We start from the raw sequence: 21,877 nt of genomic DNA on the forward strand, positions 1-21,877 counted from the left end.
TGCCGTGCGCTATCCCGGATGCCCGGGATACGGCTCCGACCCGGGTGGGCCTCGTGGCGTCGGCGGCGTCAGTTGTCGCGCTGGGTGGTACGGGGGGCCTTGTGGTTGACCGCGTCCTGGAGCGGCACGCCGACGTAGAGGGAGTCGGTGATGAAGCCGTGCCGAAGGACGTGCGGCTTGATGGAGGCGGCCTGCGGCAGGCCGGCCTTGGCCGCGAGGCGGCGCAGCAGCTTCCACACCTCCGGCTCGCGCAGCCGCGCCCCGGCCCTTGTCGCGAACAGAGGACCGGTGGTGCGGCCGTCGAGGAGCCCTGCAGGGCGTCCAGGGCGAGCGGCACGACGGGCTTGGGCCGGATCTTGCCGCCCTTGACCCGCAGAGGCAGGTCGTGGTGGCCGCGGTCGTAGCCAAGCTGGTCGGCATCGCGGGCCAGGACTTCATCTACCCGCGGCCACATCAGGTAGAGCAGTTTCACCAATGCCTCGGTGCGCGCCGACCACGCAGTCGCGGTCACGATGAGCTTGGCCATCTCGTCCTCGGTCAGGCCCTCGGTAGGGGATTCGTCTGGGTCGACGAGAGGGCGGAGTACCGCCTCGAACGGGTCGGTCTCGGCGGCGCGGGCGCGGACCGCGTAGCCGTAGAAGCTGGGGCAGGCAGGCAGCAGGTTCGCCCGGGACGCATCCGAGCGCGGCTTGCCGGTCAGTGCCATCTCGCCGTACCGGCCGCCCTTGACCCGGCGCAGCGTCGGCTCGGTCTCCAGGTGCCGGGCAAAGGCATCGGCGAGCGGGAAGCCCGCCGTCAGGACGTGCCCGCCGCGTCCGCGCACATACGCCTCCCACATCCGGAAGCCGCGGGCATAGGTGCGGTGGGTGTTGACGGAGGGCCAACAGGGGATCCAGCCACCGGCGACGTCCGGCAGCGCTCGTGCTCGCCGTACCGTTCCAGCAACTCACCACGCAGTACACGGGCCTCGGTCGGCCAGTCGTCACGTTGATCAACCCGAACGGTGCCGACCGCACCATCGAGGCGGCTCTGCAGCTCGGTCATCTGTATCCCCTAGATGCCGGACGCGCGGGGAGGCCGCGGAATGTCGCACGAGTAACTGCGGATCCACATGGCGCCGCCCCCGTCTTCACAGTGGAGGTTGAATGTGACCGTGGTGCCCCGCACTCGTGCGGCTGGTTCGAGCACGACCCGAACTTCCTTCGTGGCCCCCGGAGCCATGGGCCCGAGATTTTCTCCAGGCCCGCTTGCGCTGAGGACTTCGGGCGGAACGTAGAGGCCGATGATGCCATCGCCGCTCACGCTGACCCTCGCGGACGTCAGGCCTGGTCCGTCGTTCTGCTTCAGCTTGATTGTGGCGACCGGCTGCCGGAGGGCGGCGTGCCTTCTGATCCTCTCGTAAGAGGGGGAGAAGCTCGGCCCGCGGGCCTCCCGCCGGGCCTCTTCCTCGCCTTCGATCTGCCTCCGCATCAGGGCAACCTGTTCCTGGGCCGCCTGAGCCTGAGTCTCAGCGGAGCGAGCGGCGCCCTTGGCGATCCGGGCCTGCCAGACCGAGATTACTGCGGCGACACCACTCACCGCTGCCGCCCCTATGGCCGCGATGAGTTCCCGGTCCACCACCCTTCCTCCTCAGTGCCGGTCCGCCCCTGCGGATCGTGCGCGGCAGCCTATCGGAGGAAGGGAAGGGTAAGGGTCATTATCGTTCCCTCAGTTGGGCCCTCAGCCGGTGCGCTCACGTTCGATGACCAGCACCCCGCGCCAGCCCTTCTTGGTCCAAGTCGGCCTCGCCGAGGCCGTCGTCGCTGGGGATCAGCCTCGAGACCGCCACCGCCTGGAGAGCAACACCACTCGACGCAGACGAGGAGCCCCGGACGGTGGTGGTCCTGCGAATCCACCCTGGCTAGCCTGCCCGATCAGCGACACTAACGCCGAGGCACCGGTCGCCGACTCGTCCGGATGAGCCTCGCAACTCGTGCCCCCATCACCCAATCGGTCCCCAGGCACCTCTGGAAGGTCCCGGGAGGCTTGCGCCAAGCCCTACATATGTAGAGACTGACAGAATGGACGCGAAGATGACACCCCAGCGAGAGAGCGTCCTGCGGGCGTTTCTGGAGAAGCCGACTGAGCCGCGGTACGGGTACGAGCTGATGAAGGCGACGAAGTTGGCCAGCGGCACTCTGTACCCACTGCTCACCCGGCTGGAGAGCGAGCACATGGTCACCGCCGAGTGGGAGACTCCCAATGAGGAGAGACAACGACCCCGGCGCTACTACAAACTCACCGGCGAAGGCGTGCGTACGGCCCGGCTTGAGCTTGCCCAGCACACTCTCGACAACTCACCTGGGTCTGTCGGTATCGCCCGGCCCGCTCCAGGGCGCAGTACATGAAGGACAATAACGAGCCGACACTGGCGTTGGGCTGCGCCACGTTTCTGATCCGTACGGCATGTCGGGCACTGCCCGAAGCCGAACGGGCTGACCGTGAGATGGAATGGACGAGCGAAGCCGAGGCGATCGCCTTAGACGAGGAGAAGCTCTCGCGGTTGCTGCGCGCGATCACCACTCTGCGATTCGCACTCAGCCTGGCTCTGCACTCTCGAGCTACCCGTCGAACTCGCCCTTCGTCCCGTCCTACCTTCCGCAATGCCGTGAGCACTGCGGGCCGAACCATCGAGACCACCGTCATGACGGCATTAGTAGCCCTCGTAGCTATCGGCGAATCCCTCGCTCTCTGCAGCGGCATCCTCCTCGGAGGCGCTGGTTTCGCCAGCCTCCTCGTGTTTGGCGCCGAAATGAACGGTCTGCAACTCCTTGCTCTGGGCCTGTTCTTCAGTGGTCTGACCGCTGCGGGTGCTCTAGAGGCAGTCGGAGAAGTCAGGATGATCTTCGCGGACTGGAGGCACCAAGCCCGTGCCCGATCGGGCACGGGAGCGTTGTAGGGGACTCTGCGCTCCTGTGTTGGCAGGATCCTCTTCTCCTTGGTTCTACATATGTAGAACTGAGAGTTCACCTCATATCCTCCTATGGAGGGACCAGGAGGAAGGCCATGGACCTGAACGAGGTCCGGAAGCAGACTCGAGCTCACGTAGGGGATGTGCTTGGCACCCTCGCATTCGCCTGCGGGTACATCATCGCCGGGGCAAGCGGCGTGTTCGGAGCGTATTGGTTGCTCCGGCTGAACGGCGCGGTCGCCGTCGGCGGACTCGGGGCCGCTGGCGTGTTCGCCCCCGTTTCGCGGGCAGTGCAAAAGCACATTCGGCAACGCAAGAGTGACCGCATGACCAACTGGTCCTCGCAAACCCCTCCCCTAGCCCCAGGCGACATGCAGCGCGAGATCCACTCACTCCTTGGAGACTGGCTCCGCAGTAACGCCATACTGCTGTCGGTCATCACTTCGTTTGCTGGTACAGCATTCGGACTCTTCTACCTGGCCAGGCTGAACGGTCCAGTGGGCGGTGCGAGCCTGGTGGGAGCAGGAATGATGCTGAAGCTGACTTGGTGGCTACACAAGCAGCTGACGAAGCGTAGGGCAGCGCGCGAGGCCCGGCTGTATGGCCAACATCCGCATTGACCGCGGCGACGGCGGGCAGCGCGAGTGGGTTGTAACGGTGCCCAACTGGAAGGGGCATTATGCGTACGGCACTCGTACCGTCTGGCCGGTCTTCTGGACCGCGGCGGGCCCGATCGCCAGCGGCCGGGTGGAGCTGCAGGAGCTTGCCGCCTCGCAGCCGGGCTGCAGGGGGCACCGTCGAGTTGGGCTCCGGGAATTCCGCGTCTTCTTGCGCATTCCTTGTGGGGGCAATGGCGATGTTCACCGGTTCCCGCGCACCCGGGAGCAGCGCAGCCACCAGTGCCCGTCGTTCGCGGACTGCCCAGCGCGTAGTGCCACTCGTCGCCGTGGTCCGGCCGGTCTGGAGCCCCCTCACTCGCGGGGGCGAGGATTGCGTATGACGGCGCCGACCGGGAAATGTTCAGCACCAAGGACTCTGGGCGCTCCATGGACATAGATGGTGAGATCCACCATATCGCGAAGCGGGGTGAGGTCCACAGTGGTGTCCCGCTCGTGCGCCCAGACGGTCACGCGTCGGAGACTCGGGAGTTTGCTGCGCACGAGTGCGAGATCGTCCTCGTCATGCCAGGACCCTAGCCAGAGCTCAGTGACCTGTGGAACGGTCGGCAGTTCCTTCAGCATGGAAAGACTGGCATCGTCCGCCAGGATGAGGTCTTCGAGCTTAAGCAGTTTGGCTGCTTGGGGAAAGCCAGCGATGTGGCCTCCCAGGGATAGCCAGGTCAGATTGGGCCAGCGGGTGATGCCGTCGAGGGTGAGGCTTTCACATGCGGCTCCTCCGAGGGTCAGCCTGGTGAGATCTGTGCCGACTGGCAGTGCACCGACGTCCTGATGAGGCACGGCCATGTTGAGACTCAGGAAACCTAGCCTCGGCAGGGCTTTGAGACCTTCAATGTCGATTCCCTTGCAGTCATCAAGTTCGAGGGTGACGAGTGATGGCACAGCGGCAAGGGGGGTCAGGTCCGTTACGTGAGGGCAGTTGAAAAGGCCGAGCCGTAGCAGCTGTGCATACGGGTGCAGGAAATCCAGCCCGGACAGTTCGGCATTGGAGTCGATGTTCAGCACTTGCAGATCCCGCGAAGCTAGTGGGGCGGCCATCTCCTCTGCCGTGAACGACCCCCGGAAAGCAACCTTGACAGTCTGCAGGCTGGACAGTTCTGTCAGCTGTTCTTGCGAGCGGACGGTCACCCCGACGTCGCAGGGGATGTGCGCGAGGACTTCGCGGGCGTATTCGTGGCTGTCGAAGCCGTCCCAGGCATTCGACAGTGCCCATGCCACGTGGACGTTGGTGCGGAACCTCTTTATCACCGTCAAAGCGGCATCACCGCCGATGAGTTCGGCAGTTCGGATGACGGCTTCTAGGGCCTGTTGCGAAAGTGCTGGTCAAAGCCATTCGTTGATGGCTGCGACCAGCACGGTGGCTTCGTAGCGGACGGCGAGTTTGTCGTACCTCGTTGCCACTGCGCGATGTCTCTTGAGGCGGTTGATGCCGCACTCGACCGCGTGGCGTTGTTTGTAGTCTTCCCTGTCGAACTTCGGTGGTCTGCCTCCGCGGGAGCCGAGGTTCTTGCGGTTGCGGATCTGGTCCGCCTTCTCCGGGATGGTGCAGGCGATCCGGCGTCCGTGCAGGTAGGCGCGGTTGGCGCGGGATCCGTAGGCCTTGTCGCCCCGGACCTTGTCAGGTCTGGTTCGCGGCCGTCCGGGGCCTGGACGGCGTACTCGGATCTTCTCCAGGACCGGGCGGAAGTAGGGACTGTCGTGCCGGTGGCCGGCGGTGATGAGCAGTGACAGTGGTTTCTGTCCCTGCTCGGTGGCGAGGTGGATTTTCGTAGTCAGACCGCCGCGGGAACGTCCGAGGGCGTGGTCGTCGGGCTCGGTGACGAAGCCGCCGGGCGGTTCCTTTTGAAGGTCCCCTTTTTACGTGCCCCGGCGGCGTGCTGATGAGCACGGCAGACCGTGGAGTCCACGCTGACGTCCCACGTGATCAGGCCCTTCGCATCGGCATCGGCCTGCAGTTGCTCCAGAATCCGGTGCCAGGTGCCGTTACGCTGCCACCGGCGGAACAGGTCGTAGACCCGGTCCCACGGCCCGTACCGCTCGGGCACATCCCGCCACGGCGTTCCCGCCCGCGTCCGCCACCGTATGCCGTCTATAAGCTGCCGCCTGGTCCAAACCGGCGGCCTCCCGGCCTTCTTGCCCATCGGCAGCAGCGGCTCCAGCCGCGACCACTGTGCATCTGTCAGATCTCCACGCGCCACAACGCATGATCATCACCGATCAAGATCCACTTTCGCAACAGACCCTAGTTGGCGGCTTCGGCGGGCGGCGTGTGCCCGTCGCAGAGGGTGGCGAAGAGGTGGTCGACGGGCACGCTCAAGGCGTGGGCGAGGGCGTGCCAGGTCCTGAGGGATCCGATGGTGCGGCCCTGCTCGATCTCGATGAGAGTGCGCCTGGCCAGGCCGCTGCGGCTAGCCAGTTCGTCATAGGTCCAGCCGCGCTCGCTCCTCAGCCGCGCCAGCTCCAGACGCAGCGCGGTGAGGTTCGGGTCGGGTCGGGCGGGAAGATCGTCACCCCACCATCCGACGGTGCAGAACCCTGCCCTGTCAGTGCAGACCTCTGCCCTATTTCCGCAGGTGGCCGCGCCAGCGACAGGGCAGAGGTCTGCACTACGTTGCGGCCAACACCCCACTCCCCCATCGGTGAGGGGACTGGAAGCGGACCGGCCCCGCGCCGACGGCAGGAGGAACGCGCGCCCCATGAGGCTGTGCACCATGCACCCACCGGTGCCCCGCACCTGGACCGTGGAACTACGCCCCCAACACGGCGGACCGGCCCTCTACTGCCCACGCTGCTCACCGCACGGCCAGGCCCTGCAGGCAACCTCCGCCCGGCCCGCAGCCCTGGCACACCTGGCCCGGCACGCCCGCAGCGACGCCCTCCCCGCCCACCTCCGCACCTGCCAGTGCCACGAACGCGGCTGCCGCTGGCACCCCCGCCACCGCGGCTGCGCCGGACCCGTCCTGCTCGTCCTCACCCGCGAACACGGCGGCCGCACCTGGCGCTTGGCCGACATCTGCGCCTCCTGCGCCACAGCCACCCCCAACGCAGCCGTCGTCCCCGACACCACCCTCACCGCCCCGTCGGCACAGCATCCATCCGAGGACGGTCCCGGCTCCGGCCGCGGGAAGCGCGCCAGGCGACGACGTGGCCCCTCCGAGCAGGTCCGCGTCCAGGACATGCTCAGCTACCTCGCATCCGCACTTCCCGTCGGCATCTGCCCCGAAGCCCGACTGCTGGCCGTTCAGTGCGCCCTGCGCGCCGACAACCGCGGACAGGTCCGCATGCCTATCGGACTTCTGCGCAGCCTGCGCCTGGCCCACGACCCCGCACTCTGGACGGAGTTGGAACAGCACTGCTGGCTCCGCGTCCTGCAGCCCGGCACCACACTCCCGCACGTCCGAACCCTCACCGCCCAGCTAATCGACCCCCTGAGCCGGGCGCCCGGCCGCCCCGACCGTCTCCAGGCCGCCGACTGGGCACTACGCATCACCGCCGCAGCACCGCTCAGGGCTCTGCCGGCCAACGCGCGGCTGAGCGCACTGGCACTGGCAGCGCACCACTCCCCCGGCCACGCACGGACCGGCGTCGAAGCCGACCGCCTGCGTCGCGCCTGCGGTCTCCATTCCTCCGGCCTCGGCACGCTGCTCGACCAACTCCTCGCGGCCGGGACGCTTACGTCATGGACCTGCGACCCCGCCACCGACGAACTCCACTGGACACCATCGCAGCCAACAACACGCCCCCACCCCACGCCCGCCCCTCCCGTATGTCCGGGCGACTGAAGACACAGGCGCGGCATGCCCGCTGTCTCGATCGGTCCGGGAGCCAGGTGGCCGGGGGCGCCGCAGGTGCCGCGGCCAAAGGCTGGCATCAGGCGGGGAAGAGCGCCTCGATCCACGCGTCGCCGGGGGGTGGCACGAAGAAGTAACCCCCACCAGTGGTGAGCTGGTACTTGGCCATGGCCTCGCCTGCGAGGCGTTTCTGTACCGTCTTGAAGCCCGCGGCCAGATCCCGTTGGAAGCAGGAGAAGATGAGCCCTCTGTCGCCGTGGCCCCGGTCGTAGCTGTAGCCGCGCCGTACGATCGGCGGCGGATTGCGCCGGTCGGGCGCGGCACGGCGCACATGGGAGTCGAGCGGCGTGAGTCTGCCGGCCGGGTCGGCAGCGAAGTTCGGTTCGTCGCCGGTAGGTGTGCCATCGAGCCATCGTCCATCGCGACGGCGTCCGATGATTCGCTCCTGCTCGTGGACAGGGTCTTTATCCCACAGTTCGGTGGCCAGGCGGATGATGCGTACGACCTGATAACTGCCGCCAACGGCCCACGCGGGTTCGTTCTGGTCGGCACGGACCAAAGCGCGGTCCGCGATCCCCCGATCGCCGGAGGCGTTGCCGAATCCCTCCTGGAAGTGGAACGGATTCATCGCCAGCGGCTTGCCGTACTCGGTCCGATTCTCTGCCCGGAACCCAACTATCTGCCACCTCGCTTGCCAAGCAGTGAGGGCTGCAACCACATCCTCCCGCGCGGCCTGCACCTCTTGGTGTGTGGATCCCGCAATCTGTATCAGGGCATCCCCATGGCTCTGAGCTGGGTTGAGTACGTCGCCCGCGAACGACGGCATCATCGTCAACTGTCGCGGCCGCCGGGAGGCATCGGCAAACAAGCCGTGTCCGAGCCCGATACCCATACGCGTGCCGTCCCTGCGGTTCTGCCTCAAAACTCGGCTCAACTCCCGCGCAGCATGGGACGGAGAGTTGATACCGGGCCTCAGATCCAGCGCAACCAGGACCTGGTGGGGCTGCGGCAAGGAGTTTCGAAGGAGTTCCGGCACATCACGCAGGGCCTCTTCATCGCTTGCCCCAGAGTCCGCGACAACAGCGACGGCCCCCACGGGCAGGGCCAGGGTGGCTCCCAGGAGGAGTGAGCGTCGCTTCATTTCCACTCTTCACTGATCGTGGCCGGTGGCCGCCGCCCTCGCAACCCGCCAGAGGCGGACCAAGAGGGCAGCCGTTGGCCAGGTCGCCGGGGCTGATGAGTCGTTCTCATCAGCCGGCGACGTGCTCGGCCTCCATCCCGAGGATCAGATCCTCCAGCGCATCGTCTCCGGCCCGGAACCGGGATACCCAGTCGATGACGATGTAGATTCTGCTTTCCTCGTCGATCCCGAGAAAGTATCTTCCGTCGTCCAGTTCGCCGAGAGGGAAGAGGGACACGCCGATTTCCTCGCCCCACTCCAGGAACCTCTCCTCCTCCCCTTCAGCAAGGAGTGGATTCAGCTCGAAGGGCTCTCGCGCCCGTGTAATTCCTGGGCCCTTCACTTTGACGGTGATTCCGCCGAACTCTGAGAGGAATCGCTTCGCGGCATCATGCATCGTAATGCCGTTGGCCTCGAAGTGGGAGCGCCATCGGGAGACATCCACGAGACGGCCGTCTTTCCATCCTGACGATCGGAGGACCTTCTCGGTCTCCTGTGAGAATCGCGCCATCATTATTTCCCTGTCAGAAAGTCGAGCTTAAATCTCTTGACCAAAGACTGGCAGCTTCGGCATGGCCCTACCGGATAGCCGTGCTTCTTATGCTTCGTGCTGGCCCGGATGACAAATGCTGCCACCTTGGAGCCGGTCGGGTCAGCACCCGAGTTAAGGGCCTGACTCAGACACACCGGAAGTCCGCATTTTCCATGACCACTTCCGCGCTGCGACTTCGGAATGCTGTCCAGGATGTCTTGGATCCTTGGGTGCAGTGCAGGGGCAGGTCCCTTGATGCTGGTGCTCGCGATGACCCGTCCCGAGTTCGGTAGTTCGATCGCCTCGGACACACCGGGCCGGAGTCTCGACGACATGGCCGCCGCGGTGTCTGCGGCATCGCGGGCTGCTCTGACGGCGCGCTCGCCCCAGCGTATTCCTCCCAGTCCGCCTTCCAGACATCCCAGGAGAGCCGCTCCTCCGACCTGTCCCCAGTTGACCTTGCGGCCGGACAGGCGTTGCGCCCCCCAGTCGAGCACGCCTCCGAGCGCACCACCGATGACGCAGCCGACGAGCATGGGGTTGTTGCCGGTGGGGTCGGTATAGGCAGTGGGCGAGCTGAGGGCGTACTGGTAGAGGTTGGGGCCCCCAGCGTGGCCGCTGGGATCCTGCGAGATGAAGCGGCCGGTCTGGGGGTCGTAGTAGCGGTCGCGGTAGTAGAGCAGGCCGGTGCTGTCGTTTTCACGTCCGGTGAACGTGTACGGGTTGGAAGACGCCGTGCCCTCTGTTGTGGGCTGACCGTAGGGGTCGTAGGTGTAGCGGGTGGCGACCGTGCCGTCGGCGTTGGCCAGTCCGACCACGCTGCCGAGTGCGTCGGTGAGGTACGTCTGGGTCTGGCCGTCCTCCGTGCGGGTGAGGTACTGGTCCAGGCCCGCGGTGGCCACCGTGGCCGATGTCTGGCCGGACTGGGTCTGTTCGACCAGAGGGTTGGAGCCGTCAGTGAGGGACTTCCTGGTGGTTCCGCTGACGGTTGAAGTGGTGCGGGTGCCGAGCGGGTCGTAGGCGAAGGCGGAGTTCGTGCCGTCGGTCTTGGCCAGTCCGATGAGCTGTCCCCGGGCGTTCCAGGTGTAAGTGCGCTGCCCGTCGGCAGTGAGTTGGCCGTCCTTGTCGTAGTCGAAGGAACGGCCTCCGAGGGTGGTGAGGCGGTTGTCCTTGTCGAAGACGGCGCCGGTCTCCGCCGCCGGGAGGGCGACACTGGTGAGGCTGCCAGCCTGTCCGGTTTGCAGGCCGCGCACGTCGCGGGTGTAAGCGAGGTTCCCCATCGTTGTGCCGCCGCGGGCGTAGCCGATGGAGGTGATCGTGCCAGTTTTGTCGTAGCCGGTGGTGCGGGTGATGCCGCCTGGCAGGGTCAGGGTCTTTTCGCGGCCCACGGTGTCCAGGCCGAAGGTGACGTTCTGCGGGCCGGATGTGATCGAGGCGAGGATGCTGGACTTGTCGTAGCCGTAGCGGGTGGTGAGGCCAGCTGCTGTCATCTCTGTGCGGCGATCGGAGTCGTCGTAGCCGTAACTGACGGTGCCCGTTGGGCCGGTGGTGGAGCGCAGGCGGTCGTACGCGTCGTAGGTGAAGGTCTCGGTGCCTGCCTGAGTGTCGACGATGGACTTGGGCAGGTCGAGTTCGTCGTAGCCGTAGGTGGCAGTCGATTCGGCCTGCCCGGTGGTGTTGACGCCGTATTTCGCGCTCTGGGGGCGGTCGAGAAGGTCATAGGCAGCGGTGGCGACCTTGCCGGAGCGGCTGGTGGCCTTGGTCAGGCGATCTGCCGCGTCGTACTCGAACTGGGCTTTGGCGCCGAGCGGGTCGGTGACCGTTTTCGGGCGGTCGGCGTTGTCGTAGGCCCAGGTTGTGGTGTTGTTGCGGGCGTCGGTCAGGGTAGTGAGGTTGCCGTTGTCGTCGTAGTCGAAGGTGATCGGCTGGCCGAGTGGATCGGCGACCTTGCGGGTCTGGTTGAGCTTGTCGAACACGATGGTGGTCGCGGCGCCTGCGGGGTCGGTGAATGCGGTCGGGCGGCCGGCCGCGTCGGTGAACTGGCTCGCGGCACGGCCCTCGGCGTCCTTGACCGTGACCAGCTCGCCGTTGCGGTAGGCGTAGTCGGTGACCGCACCTGCGGCGTCGGTGACCGTCTTGATCTGGCCCTGGGGTGTGTACTGGAAGGCGGTGGCCCGGCCTTCCGGGTCGGTGACCTTCTCGAGGTTGCCGTCGGCGCCGTAGGTGAGGTTGGTGGGGTTGCCCAGCGGATCGGTGACAGTGGTGGGCTGGTCGTAGGGGCCGTTGAAGGCAGCCGTGCCGGTGGTGCGGGCCTGTGGTGTGCCGGCGAGTTCGGTGGCCTGGGTGACGTAGCCGTTCGCGTCGTACGTGAGCGTGGTGCGCCGCCCGTACGGATCCTTGATCGCATCGACGCGGTGGTAGCTGCCGCGCTCGTACTCCGTCGTGCGGGCGAGCGCGGATCCCAATGCCTGCGTGTCTTTGACACCGTAGCCAGCCGCGTCGAACTCCACCCGCCGCACCGCGCCGCCCGGCTCGGTGATCGTAGAGGAGGTGACCTGTCCGGTGCCGGTCTGTGTGTAGGCGAAGCTGTACTTCGCGCCCTCAGTGAGGGTCTGTTCCTTGACCCGCCCATCCGGATGGAAGGTGTTGGTCATGTAGGTGACGCCACGGGCATCGGTCGCTGTCTTGATGCGGTTCGACGTGCCGTCGTACGTGTAGCTGCTGGGCTTGCCGGCCGGGTCAGTGACCGTGGCGAGCCGGCCCGAGGTGTCGTAGGTGTAGGTGGTGGTGCGGCCGGCGTTGTCGCGGGCTCCGGTGACGCGGTGGTCGGCGTCGTAGCCGAAGCTGATCCACCGGCCGGCCGGGGACACGACACGGGTGACGTCGCCGCGGGCTCCGTCGCGGCGGACGATGGTGATGGTATTGCCGTGCCGGTCTCTGATCTGCTTCAGCGGCGCGTACTGCGGGAAGATCCACACAGTGCCGTCGCGGAACCGCAGTTCCCATCCGTTGCTGGTGTGGGAGATCTTCGAGCCGCGGAACTCGGACGGCGTGTCCTTGGGTTCGAACACGGCGTCGGGATAGCCGGTGCCCGGCGAGGTGCGGACGTAGTGGACTGTGCTGCCGCCGGGGAGGTACAGGTCGACTTCTTGCCAGGAGTGCTTGGAGTTGAGGAAGGCGTTGTACATGAGGTCCCGGCCGATGCCGAAGGCCCGCTTGTGGGTGTCGCCCTGCCAGTAGGTGCGGGTGGCTTCGACGGAGCCGCGCTCGTCGGAGACGGCCAGATCGGTGCGGGAGTCGGTGAGCATGCCAGTGCTCAACTCGACGGGGTCACCGGACAGCCAGTCGGCGACGTCCTTGAACCAGGACATGTCCCAGGGCACGAGATCGGCGATGTTGAACATGGCGCCGTGGAAGGCCCACACCCGGGTCTTGGCGTCCGGGACGACCTGACGACCGTCCGCGGAGACCTGGCCGCGGCCGTAGACGTACCAGCCCTTCTTCCTCGGGTCGTAGTCCATGAACTCAACCGGGGTGCGGGGGGCTTCGTGGGTGTAGTTCGGGTAGATGAGCTGCGCGCCCTTGGGGAACACGTAGGTGCCGCCCGGCTGCACGGTGAAGTACACGGGCACCACGCCGTTGTCCGGCAGCGGGAACGGCGGCCGGTCGATCGGGATAGCCGTGATCCCGAGTTCGGTGACCGTCTTGCCGTGCTCGTCGCGGACCACCGAGCCCTTGGGCAGGCGCACCTCAAGTCCGGGGATCTGCGGTGTCTTGAGGACGAGATCGGTCCTGGCCGGGGCCTCGAATCGCAAGGTGTGCTTGGTGTCCAGCGGGGTCATCCACACGGGGAAGCTGAGGTCCACGCTCCGCCCCGGGACCGGGTGGATACGGATGTCGAAGCGGCCGTAGGAGCGCTGGCGCGTGTTCGCGCTCGATCCGTCGACTACGACCGTCGTGGCGTCCGGGCTGATGCCTGCCAGCAGGAAGCGACCCGTCCTGTCGGTGCGCGTGGTCTTCTTGCCGACCGACACCGTGACCTTCGCCAGTGCCGTGCCGTCGAGTTTGAGGACCCGGCCGGTCAGCGCTGTCGCTCCGGGCGGTGCCCGCAGCTGGGGCGGCGTCTTCGGCGCCGTGTCGTGGTGGGTGATCCAGTCGTCGCCACGCAGGTTCGCTTTGCCGGGCTGCCAGGCATCCGGCCCGGTCGGCATCGTGCCGGGTGGGGAAGGCTGTTGGGCAGGGGTGGCTGTCGCCGTGTGGCCGTCAGTCAGCGCTTGTGCCTTGGTCGTACCAGTGGTTTTGACGCCGAGGCTGATGGTTCCGGTGGCCTGGGCGTCGGGGTCCACGGTGACGGTGTAGACGCCGTCGCTCGGCAGTGCGGCCAGAGCCGTGGACAGGGCCGTCTTGCTCATGTATCGGCCGTTGACGAGCCACTTGTTGTCCGGCCCGTACACCGATACGTACCAGGCAAAGGGGGGTGCATCCACTGCGAGGGTGAGCTGCTGTCCTGTGGTGCCGGTAAAGGTGAAGCGGGCGTTCTGTGCGGCAGAGGCGATCGTGGCTTGCTGTTTGGCGCCGCCCACTGTCAGGGTGCCGCCCACCACGTCGGGAACCAAGGCGGCTGTGGCCTTGCCCGGTGCTGTCCGGAAGGGATGGAGCAGTACGGTCCAGGTGCCGGCGGACAGAGGTGCCCGGAGATCTGCTTCCCCGGTGCTCCCGAACAGCGACGATGCCTTGGATTGCAGCACGCCGCTGGGCGTGACGAGGGAAATGTCCCCGTCGAGGGTGCTGTCGGTGAAACGCACGACCGTGCCGTCGCCGGCCACCGTCTCGACCGTGAACTGCAGTTCCTGGCCAGGTCGGGTGGTCTCGCCCATGCCGGAGGGGTTGGTCGTCGACAGCGCACCGGCCGCGACGGGTTTCGACAGCCACAGCGTCATATGGCCGGTCGCCGTTTCGGTAGGCACCAGCAGAACCGCGTACTTTGTGCCGGGTGTCAGTCCCGGCATGTAGGCAACGCCGTCCGTGGCCGGGGAGATGGTGGCGATGTACTGGCTCGTGCCTCCCTCGGGCCGCAGGTAGACCTCGGTGGGCTGAGCAACGCTGTTGCCCGTCACGGCGAAGCCCAGCGACCTGGTTGCCGGCGCGGTGAACTCGGCCCGTACCCGCTGCCCCGGGCGGGCGAACGCCACCCCGATCGAGGGGTTGTCGGCGGTGATCGGTGTCCGGACATCCTCGGACAGGCTCAACGCCAGTGACCCGGTGGCTCCTTGGTACGGATCGATCACGATGCGGTACGTACCGGTCGCGGGCAGATCACTCAGACCGATGGTGGCCGCAGCGCCGGCCAACAGGGGTGACCTGTCGACCACGGCTGTTCCGGACGGCGCGATCACGCTGGCGTAAACGGTCGAGCGGAACGCGTTGCTGGTGATCCCCAAGGACAGGTCGGCGCCGGCGTCGGCCTGGAAGGTCGCCTCCGCGTTCTGTCCGGCACGCACCACGTCCGCCCTTGTGGGCTCCGCTGATGTGGACAGTTGGCCTGCGTCGGCGGAGAGGGACAGCGTCAGGGTCAGGGTGCCGGTGCCGACTCCGTTGGGGTCGATGGCGACGGTGTAGGTTCCGGCCGCGGTCAGCGGGGCACTGTCCCACTCCTCGGGGGCATTGTTGGGCACGAGGAGCGTGCTGAGCGTCGTTCCGTCCGGGCGGCGCAGGGTGAGCGTGTTGTGGGAGGGGAATCCAGCAGTAGTGGCGCCTAGGGATAGTCGCTGACCGGCCTGTGCTGTGAAGCGGGCGATGCCGTTCTGGCCCGGCCGGCCGATGGTCAGCGACGTGGGCGGCGTCGTCGGATCCAGCTCGCCGGTCGCCGGTCGCCGGGTTCGACACGGTGACCGTGACCGCACCGATGTTGCTGCCTCCCGGCGAAAGGATCAGCGCGTACTGGCCACTGACGGGCAGATTGGCGTACGCCCACTCTCCGGAGGCCTGCGGCCCGAGCACGCTTGAGGAGGCAATCTCCTTGCCCTGCGGGTCAATCAGACGCAGACGTACCGGCGCGGTGAACGTCGACTGGGTGAAGCCGAAGTTGATGTCCTCGTTCTGGTCCGCCTCGAAACGGATTTCGGCAAAGTTGCCGACAGTGGTGACGGAGACCCGAGGCGGGGTGTCATCGGCCACGGAGGTGATCTCCGACGACTCCAACTGACCGCCGGGAGCGGGCGTGACCTGGAATGCAGCGGTCGAGCGGGCCTGACCGTCGGGTGTCTCCACTGACACTGGGCCGTTCACTGCCCCCGGGGGTACCTTGACCGTCAGCGCCGTATCAGTACGCGTCACAACCTCGGCGACGACTCCTCCGCCGAATCGCACCACGTTGTCGGTGGCAGCGGTGGCGAACCCATTCCCGGACAGCACCACTTGTGTGTCCACCGTCCCGGAGGCCGGCGCGAGCTTTGACACGCTCGGCCCGGCGGGTGCGAGCGTGAACGATTCCGGGGACTGCGCGGTCTTCCCGCCGATGGTGACCGCGATCTTGCCGGCCTCCGCGCCGGCCGGGACCTTCACCTTCAGCTGCGTCGCCGATGCGGAGATCACCTCGGCCGTCTTCGATCCGAACGTGACCATGTTCGACGTCGCGGTGGTGGAGAAGCCGGTACCGGACAGAGTCACTGTCCCGCCGGCGGCCGCCCGCAGGGGCACCAGGGACAGCACCGTGAGCTGGCTGGAGGCGAACCGGTCAACGCCCAGCCGGTTGCCCGCCGCGTCGTAGCGGTACCGGGCGGTCTCACCGCCCGGGTCCGTCACACCCACCAGACGACCCGCAGCGTCGTAGGCATACACCGCGTTGTCCGTCGTCGGCTCCGCCACCGTCCCAGACACCGACGGCTTGTCCCCGCGCTGGCCGGAAAGCGGCGCGGAGTCACCTCGCTTCGGCGCCCCGGAAGCAGGCAACGAGGCTGAAGGGCTGGCCGAAGCGCGGCCGGAGCGCGCCGGAATGGGTGACTCGGCCTGCGCCGACACCGTGCCAGCCGCCAACGCCAGCACCAGTGTGCCCACGGTCAACAGCCGTCCGCGGAAAGGAAGCCGTACCCCGAATCGTTCGCCGCGCATGCGCACCGCGCCCCCTAGAGTCCCCCTGATGAGTCACACCAGGACTCATCAACCCCGCACTCCCCATGCGAGGCGTCACAACCTACCCACAAGTAGTCACCACCGCTCTTGAGTTGGCCGAGCTCACTCACGCGCCAGCCCAGAACAGGCCAGGCAATAGATCACACGTTCCCACTCGGGGGCAAGGGTGTTCATAGCCGTCCAGCCAGGGCACTCCCGCCCCAACGGCCCCCCTCAGAAAGGCAAGAACCCCCCGGCCGACCCAGCTGCAGGTTGCCCGAAACCGCAAGGGAGTTCATGAAAACCGCGTTACGGATCGGGACCAGGACGGCCTGCACGAGACGAGGCCCATGCCTTGAGGCCCGCCGACCTGCGCTCAAGCTGTCGCGGCCCATGGCGCGCAGCAGGTCCAGGGCGAGGTAGGCGAGGCTGCTGGTGTGTGGGGTGGGGTCGGTGGTGATGCGGCCGCGGTCGGGGCGGGCGCGCTGGTAGGCGGCGGCGTGGATGGTGCGGTCGTCGTGGGTGTCCAGCAGCAGCGTGACGGGCGGCGCCGCTGCTCCTGTGGCGGGGTCGGTGGGTGAGGTCATGGGCGGCGGGAGGTGTCGATGCGGCGGATGACCTGCCGCAGCAGGCCGCCGTCGGGGCGGGCGATGCCGGTGGCCGTCAGGGCGCGCTGGACGTGGTGGGTGAGCAGGGCCCAGCGGCGCAGGCTGCCGCAGGCGAAGTGGCCGTCCAGTGTCCAGAGGTGATCAGGTGGAACGGTGTGCCACAGCGGGTGCAGGGCGGGAATGGCCTGGGGGATCTGGTCGCGGGTGAGCGGCTGGAGGGTGAGCCAGGCTGCGGTGCGGGTGTGGAGCATCTGCTGGGCGCGCAGGGCCCGTTCACCGCCCTGTCCGGCGATCAGGACCACGCACAGTCCGCTGGGACGGTCGTCGTGCAGGAAACGGAGATACTCGAAGCAGGAGTCGGGTATCCGGTCGGCTTCGTCGACGAGCACGATGCGCGGCCCGGCACCGAGCGCGCGGCGGATGAGGGAGTCGGCGGCTGCCGGGTCGCGCGGCGGGTCATTTTTCAGCCTCAGGGTGTGGTGCAGGTGGGCGCGCAGGTCGGCAGGTCCGGGCCGGGCTCCCAGACGCAGCAGAAGATGCGCGTTGGGGAATCGGGTGAGGGCGGTGGTGTGGACGGCGAAGGTCTTTCCGACGCCGGCGTCGCCGGACACGCACAGGAAGCGCTGCTGCTGGTAGGCGTCGACGAGCGCGTGCCCGACGGCCGTCAGGCCGGGCGTGATGACGGTGCGTGCCCCGGCCAGGCTGAGGAAGTGCAGTGCCTGAGTCGCGGGTTCGTCGGCGAGGGTGAAGGACTCCGTGGCCGCCGGGACTGGCGGGGTGGTGGCGGTCAGCACCGGGCCAGGGCCCAGTCGACAATGCGGTCGTCGACCTTCTCGGCGCCGAAGTGCTCCATACCTTTGAGGACGTGCTTGGTGACTTTGACCCACTCGCGGAAGGAGCCGAGGGTGTACTGGGTGTCAATCCGCTTCAGCAAGGCCTTGTCGGCGTCCTGCCATACGGGGTGGGAGTCGGGTACGGCCTGGAGGACTTCGTCCTCGGTCATGGCCAGGATCTCCAGGCGGATGTAGATCCGCGAGGCCAGCGCCGGGTCGCTTTGCAGGGTCTCGTATGCCTCACGCCCGCCGACGAACAAGATGGCGGGCTTGGGAGCACAGTTGTCCCACAGCTTGCGCAGGAACTCGAAGTTCTCCCGCCGGTACTGCTGAGCCTCGTCGCACACGATCACATACGGGCGACGCGGCAGGGTCTCGCGCAGCAGCTTGTCGAACGCGGTGGGGGTGCCCGGCATCTTGCAGCTCAGGTTCATCTGATGGAATAGCTCCTCGCGCAGATCCTTCGGGCCGGGCCGGGAGCGAGCGAAGTCCAGCGGGAGGATCAGGTCGGGGTTCATTTCCTGGATCGTGGCGCGGGTGCTGAAGCTCTTGCCGAGCCCCGCTTCGCCGTAGACCACGCACATGGCTCTCGACTCGACGGTGTCGACGACGGTGTCTTTGATCTGCAGCAGCGTGTCGGTGACGACCAGCGTGGAGTCCTCAAGGTCGAGGAAAAACTGCGGGCGCAGATCGGGCCGACGGCGCGGTGCCGTGGCGGGCTGGCCCGCTGTCGGCTCGGTGCGGCGTTTGGGCATGTGCTTACGTTTCGGAGCGGTGGTCATGACGCCTCGTCTTCCGTTGAAGTGGCAGGGGTCTGCCTGGGGCGCGTCCAGGTGGGCGGGATGGGGGTCAAAGGCTGGTAGGGCTGTGCCCGTCGGCGGGGAGGGGCGGGCTGGGTGGTGCCTTCCAGTTCGGCGCGTGCCTCCTGTTCCGTCATGCGCTTCGCGCGGACGGGGAGTTCGGGCTGGGTGGAGGGCAGGTGGCGTTTCCGCTTTCGTTCTCCGGAGGCTTTCAGGGCGCGGCGCAGATCGGCGCTGTGCTCGTCACGGTCGTTGAGAACCTTGGTGCGCAGGTCCTCACTGGCTTCGTCGCTGAGGAAGGCCCGGCCGAGGTAGCGGTTGCCGCGGTAGGTGTAGAGGTCGATCTCGTGGTCGTGGTGGGGCATCCAGCGCACGCGTAATTCCAGCCCGATGCGGCCGACGCCGTCTTCGGGCATGTAGTAGCGCTTGTTGAACTCGACCCCGTGACTGGTGATCTTGTGGACCTTGTTGTCGCTCTCCAGCATGAGAGCGCGCAGTTCCTGCGGGCTGGGCTCGGGCCGGATCTCGGTGGGGTCACTCAGCCAGGCCTGGAGCGGTGTCATCCCGGTGCGTTTGAGGACGTGCTGGGTGTTGTATTCGTCGACCCATTTGCGCAGCAGGTCGACGAACGCTTCGAAGGTCAGCGGCGGGTCCTGGTCACCGACGCGGCGGCGGTGGTCGAGCTTGGGCGCCTTGGTGTAGCGGGGCAGGTCGGCGAAGAACCGGGTCATACTGGTGCGGTTCAGCCGCTCGATCCCGCCCTTGTGGCGGGCGCTGCGCACTTTGTGCATCGGCACACTGAGCAGGCCGAAGGTCCGCCGGACGGTCTTGGACATGAAGTCGGAGCCGCCGTCGACCCGCACCAGGTGCGGCAGCCCGCCAGCGGGCCCGTAAGGAGGTTCACGCAACACGGAAGCCCGTACGGCCGCCAGGACCGATCCGCGGTGCGCAGAGCCGGCGGTGACCGCCCAGCCCATCACGTTGCTGGTACCACGGTCCTCGAACCACGTCACCCACACGTTCGACGGCTTGTTGTCGGGCATCATCACGACGGTCGGGGCCTGCTTGTGGTCCCCCTCCCACACCTCGTTGCGGGCGACCGCCGGGCGCTGGAAGGCAGGGTCGAAACCGCGGGCGGCCGGGATGCCCTCCCGCAGGCCGGCCATGAAGCCCGGGTCGAGGTCACGGGCGATGGCGTCGTGCAGCGTGGTCAGCCCTATCGGCTTCTCCCCCGCCTTCTTGGCCTCGCGCACCAGATGCTCGTGGGTGCGCTTGACGTTGCCGCGGTAGTCGGCGAGGACGTCGATAGTCTCTTCGGTGATCCGGAACCGCCTACGCTCTGGCTTCTCCACCGTGCCGGTCTCTTCGGCCTGCGCCAGCCAGCGCCACACCTGCCGCTTGCTCACGCCCACAGACTCGGCGACCAGTTTCACGTGAGCGGTCTTCAGCTCCCCGGACTGACGCAGCCTCATCAGCTGACGGACCGCGGCAACCCGCAATTCGCCGCGGTCCCGCCCCAGGCCCCCCTCCGTCTCAGACGCAGACTCCGCCGTCACGGTCAACAACGCTTGCGAGCTGGAGTGGAGAACGACGGTACTCAAGTACAGCCTCCACGACAGAGGGAACAGAGGGCGGCACGGTGGGGTATCGCACAGTCTGGATTGAGGCTAAATGCGGCGCGACCGAAGTGGAGGAGGCTGTCACTGGAACGAGTGGGCTCTGGGCCGTTCCGCCCTCACTCAGTGAGAACATGCGCTATTTGATGCCCGTGATATGGCCAGGCCGGTGCAGGCCCTGCCCCCAAGGGCGCCCTTCCGGATTTCTTCCCCGTAGCCTGTACTGCTCTGCATGGAGTGCCTCTCTGGCAGTACATGCACCAAACTCGCTAACAGGGACGCGGGAACGCCCATGGCTGTCCGTAGCCCTTGGCCCTGTCTACAGCCGTCGATGGCACATGGGACACCTGCGCTCCCTGCTCCTCCACCGGTCCAGGTCATCGTCGACCCCGTGGACGACCTCGCGCTCATGCGTGCGGCGCTGCTGGCCCATGCACCAGAAGAGGGACGGATAACCGTTCACCTTGCCCCCTCGCGATATCCATCACGCCTACTCTTTCAACAGATGCTTACCCAACTGGGCAAGCATCCGTTTCGGGGATCCCGCACCGAGGCCGCTGGCACGCTGCGAGGGCAGGTCTTTACTTGGATCGCCGCGATGGGGATCAGGCATGTCATCTTCTGTCGCGCCCACAACAGTCAGTGGGACCGGGCCTGGGAAGCCCTGCTCGCGCTGCGCCAATCCGCGAACTTGCGTCTTACCGCACTGTGGCACCAGCCTTGGAGCGGCACCTCACACCTGGCACGCGTGCCGCACCGGGTGATCAGGACCCGGTCCGCCGCGCGGGCGGCCTTGCTGAATACGCCACAACCTCCCTGCCCAACAGACATATCACTGAAGGTGACAGCGGCAAGCCGGCCGTTGCCAGAGCCTGTATTCTCCGACGCCCTTCCAGGACACGCAGCGCTAAGCGGCCGCATGGATAAGCCGTTCTGTCCAGGCGCCGACACCATCCAGTATTCTCCGTCACGCCCGAACGACCTGCGGATGCAACCCAGCCCAGAAGTTGTCGCTGGCCTGCTGCAGATCGCCGACCCTGCAATTGCAGCGATCTTGACGGCCGCAACTGTCACCGGCCTTGGTCTACGCACACTCTCCAACACACGAACTTGCGACGTATCCGTAGCTGGCGACTTTCTCAAGACACATAGAGGCGTCGGCTACGACTTTCACGGGCAGTGCGCACTGCATGTGATGCCGCGATGGGCCCAGCCGGTCCTCAGAGCAGGTCGGCTCGAATGCCTCACGCACTACGAACACCCGTTCAGCTACGCCATGAAGCACGAGAAATTCCTCCAGAACGCCGCACGCGATATTGGGCTTCCTCTGCAAACCGCGTGACCCAGAAGGCAGCCGCTCACGACTACTGAAGGCACTGAGCACTGGATCCGATTTGCTCCACGAGTACAAGCCCGTGTCACCGCGACTTTGCCGCACAGAAGAAGCCCTCACCAAGCGGCTGCCCCTGCATGCTCAAGCGAGCACCCGCCAGAGCCAGCAGAAGGAGGTTCGACAAAGGCGACACTGGCCAACACGGGTTCATGTCACTGCGAAACGCGAACTGAGGCCACCATGATCGACCAGCTAGACCGCCCATGACTTGCTCCGTGACCGGGACTGTGAGCGGCTCCCTCAGCATTCGGAAGCTCATCTGAACACGCTCATCACCGTGATGACCAAGCGGCTGACCCCCCAAGGGTCTGCGGCACCCACAGCATCGGTCCGCTGACGTGGCCGTCACCGTTGCCGTCAAGAACCAAAGAAGTCCCACCGGGAACC

16 protein-coding genes and 1 pseudogene are annotated in these 21,877 nt (G+C 66.8%); 5 read left to right on the forward strand and 12 right to left on the reverse strand.

The window, feature by feature from the left end:
- Window positions 1-68: 68 nt before the first annotated feature.
- Window positions 69-281 carry a tyrosine-type recombinase/integrase gene (locus tag OG966_RS00430; RefSeq protein ID WP_326655029.1) on the reverse strand — a complete coding sequence of 71 codons (213 nt, stop codon included), beginning with the start codon at window positions 279-281 and terminating at the stop codon, window positions 69-71.
- A gap of 1,779 nt (window positions 282-2,060) precedes the next feature.
- Here OG966_RS00430 and OG966_RS00435 point away from each other — a divergent pair.
- From OG966_RS00435 to OG966_RS00445, 3 genes are all read left to right on the forward strand, one after another.
- Window positions 2,061-2,387, forward strand: a complete 327-nt coding sequence (locus tag OG966_RS00435; protein ID WP_326647270.1) for a PadR family transcriptional regulator — start codon at window positions 2,061-2,063, stop codon at window positions 2,385-2,387.
- Window positions 2,384-2,938, forward strand: a complete 555-nt coding sequence (locus OG966_RS00440; RefSeq protein WP_326647271.1) for a hypothetical protein — start codon at window positions 2,384-2,386, stop codon at window positions 2,936-2,938. Before OG966_RS00435 ends, OG966_RS00440 begins: the two co-directional genes overlap by 4 nt.
- Before the next feature lie 107 nt (window positions 2,939-3,045).
- Window positions 3,046-3,570 carry a hypothetical protein gene (locus OG966_RS00445; RefSeq protein ID WP_326647273.1) on the forward strand — a complete coding sequence of 175 codons (525 nt, stop codon included), beginning with the start codon at window positions 3,046-3,048 and terminating at the stop codon, window positions 3,568-3,570.
- A 351-nt stretch (window positions 3,571-3,921) separates the two neighbouring features.
- On the opposite strand, the gene OG966_RS00450 is transcribed toward OG966_RS00445, so the two are convergent.
- From OG966_RS00450 to OG966_RS00460, 3 genes are all read right to left on the reverse strand, one after another.
- The gene (locus OG966_RS00450) at window positions 3,922-4,845 is read right to left on the reverse strand and encodes a hypothetical protein (RefSeq protein ID WP_326647274.1); all 924 of its coding nucleotides are present in this window, start codon (window positions 4,843-4,845) and stop codon (window positions 3,922-3,924) included.
- A 105-nt stretch (window positions 4,846-4,950) separates the two neighbouring features.
- Window positions 4,951-5,825 (reverse strand): IS5 family transposase gene (locus OG966_RS00455; protein WP_406730098.1). Its coding sequence is split into 2 segments (ribosomal slippage): window positions 4,951-5,433 and window positions 5,436-5,825, totalling 873 coding nucleotides; the frame shifts between segments, so codons are not numbered across the junction.
- A gap of 44 nt (window positions 5,826-5,869) precedes the next feature.
- A complete protein-coding gene (locus OG966_RS00460) occupies window positions 5,870-6,097 on the reverse strand; it encodes a helix-turn-helix transcriptional regulator (protein ID WP_326655030.1) in 228 nt (75 codons plus the stop codon).
- Window positions 6,098-6,338: 241 nt separating this feature from the next.
- On the opposite strand from OG966_RS00460, the gene OG966_RS00465 reads away from it, so the two are divergent.
- The gene (locus OG966_RS00465) at window positions 6,339-7,409 is read left to right on the forward strand and encodes a hypothetical protein (protein ID WP_326647276.1); all 1,071 of its coding nucleotides are present in this window, start codon (window positions 6,339-6,341) and stop codon (window positions 7,407-7,409) included.
- 88 nt (window positions 7,410-7,497) lie between these two features.
- On the opposite strand, the gene OG966_RS00470 is transcribed toward OG966_RS00465, so the two are convergent.
- The 8 genes and pseudogenes from OG966_RS00470 to OG966_RS00505 form a co-directional block, all read right to left on the reverse strand.
- Window positions 7,498-8,559 carry a Dyp-type peroxidase gene (locus tag OG966_RS00470; RefSeq protein WP_326647278.1) on the reverse strand — a complete coding sequence of 354 codons (1,062 nt, stop codon included), beginning with the start codon at window positions 8,557-8,559 and terminating at the stop codon, window positions 7,498-7,500.
- 109 nt (window positions 8,560-8,668) lie between these two features.
- Entirely contained in the window at window positions 8,669-9,109 is a 441-nt protein-coding gene (locus OG966_RS00475; protein WP_326647279.1) for an SUKH-3 domain-containing protein, read from the reverse strand.
- A 2-nt stretch (window positions 9,110-9,111) separates the two neighbouring features.
- The gene (locus OG966_RS00480; RefSeq protein WP_326647280.1) at window positions 9,112-14,805 is read right to left on the reverse strand and encodes an RHS repeat-associated core domain-containing protein; all 5,694 of its coding nucleotides are present in this window, start codon (window positions 14,803-14,805) and stop codon (window positions 9,112-9,114) included.
- A gap of 577 nt (window positions 14,806-15,382) precedes the next feature.
- Window positions 15,383-16,240 (reverse strand): annotated as a pseudogene (locus OG966_RS40585) (IPT/TIG domain-containing protein); the annotation flags it as partial.
- A 191-nt stretch (window positions 16,241-16,431) separates the two neighbouring features.
- Window positions 16,432-16,827, reverse strand: a complete 396-nt coding sequence (locus tag OG966_RS00490) for a hypothetical protein (RefSeq protein WP_326647282.1) — start codon at window positions 16,825-16,827, stop codon at window positions 16,432-16,434.
- Window positions 16,824-17,642, reverse strand: a complete 819-nt coding sequence (locus OG966_RS00495) for an ATP-binding protein (RefSeq protein WP_326647283.1) — start codon at window positions 17,640-17,642, stop codon at window positions 16,824-16,826. Before OG966_RS00495 ends, OG966_RS00490 begins: the two co-directional genes overlap by 4 nt.
- The gene (locus tag OG966_RS00500; protein WP_326647284.1) at window positions 17,636-18,436 is read right to left on the reverse strand and encodes an ATP-binding protein; all 801 of its coding nucleotides are present in this window, start codon (window positions 18,434-18,436) and stop codon (window positions 17,636-17,638) included. The genes OG966_RS00495 and OG966_RS00500 overlap by 7 nt, the downstream gene beginning before the upstream one ends.
- 23 nt (window positions 18,437-18,459) lie before the next feature.
- Entirely contained in the window at window positions 18,460-19,953 is a 1,494-nt protein-coding gene (locus OG966_RS00505) for a Mu transposase C-terminal domain-containing protein (protein ID WP_326647285.1), read from the reverse strand.
- Window positions 19,954-20,488: 535 nt separating this feature from the next.
- Here OG966_RS00505 and OG966_RS00510 point away from each other — a divergent pair.
- Window positions 20,489-21,439 (forward strand): hypothetical protein, encoded by a 951-nt coding sequence (locus tag OG966_RS00510; RefSeq protein WP_326647286.1) that lies wholly within the window; start codon window positions 20,489-20,491, stop codon window positions 21,437-21,439.
- Window positions 21,440-21,877: the final 438 nt, after the last annotated feature.

The organism is Streptomyces sp. NBC_01750 (assembly GCF_035918095.1).
Taxonomy (GTDB): domain Bacteria; phylum Actinomycetota; class Actinomycetes; order Streptomycetales; family Streptomycetaceae; genus Streptomyces.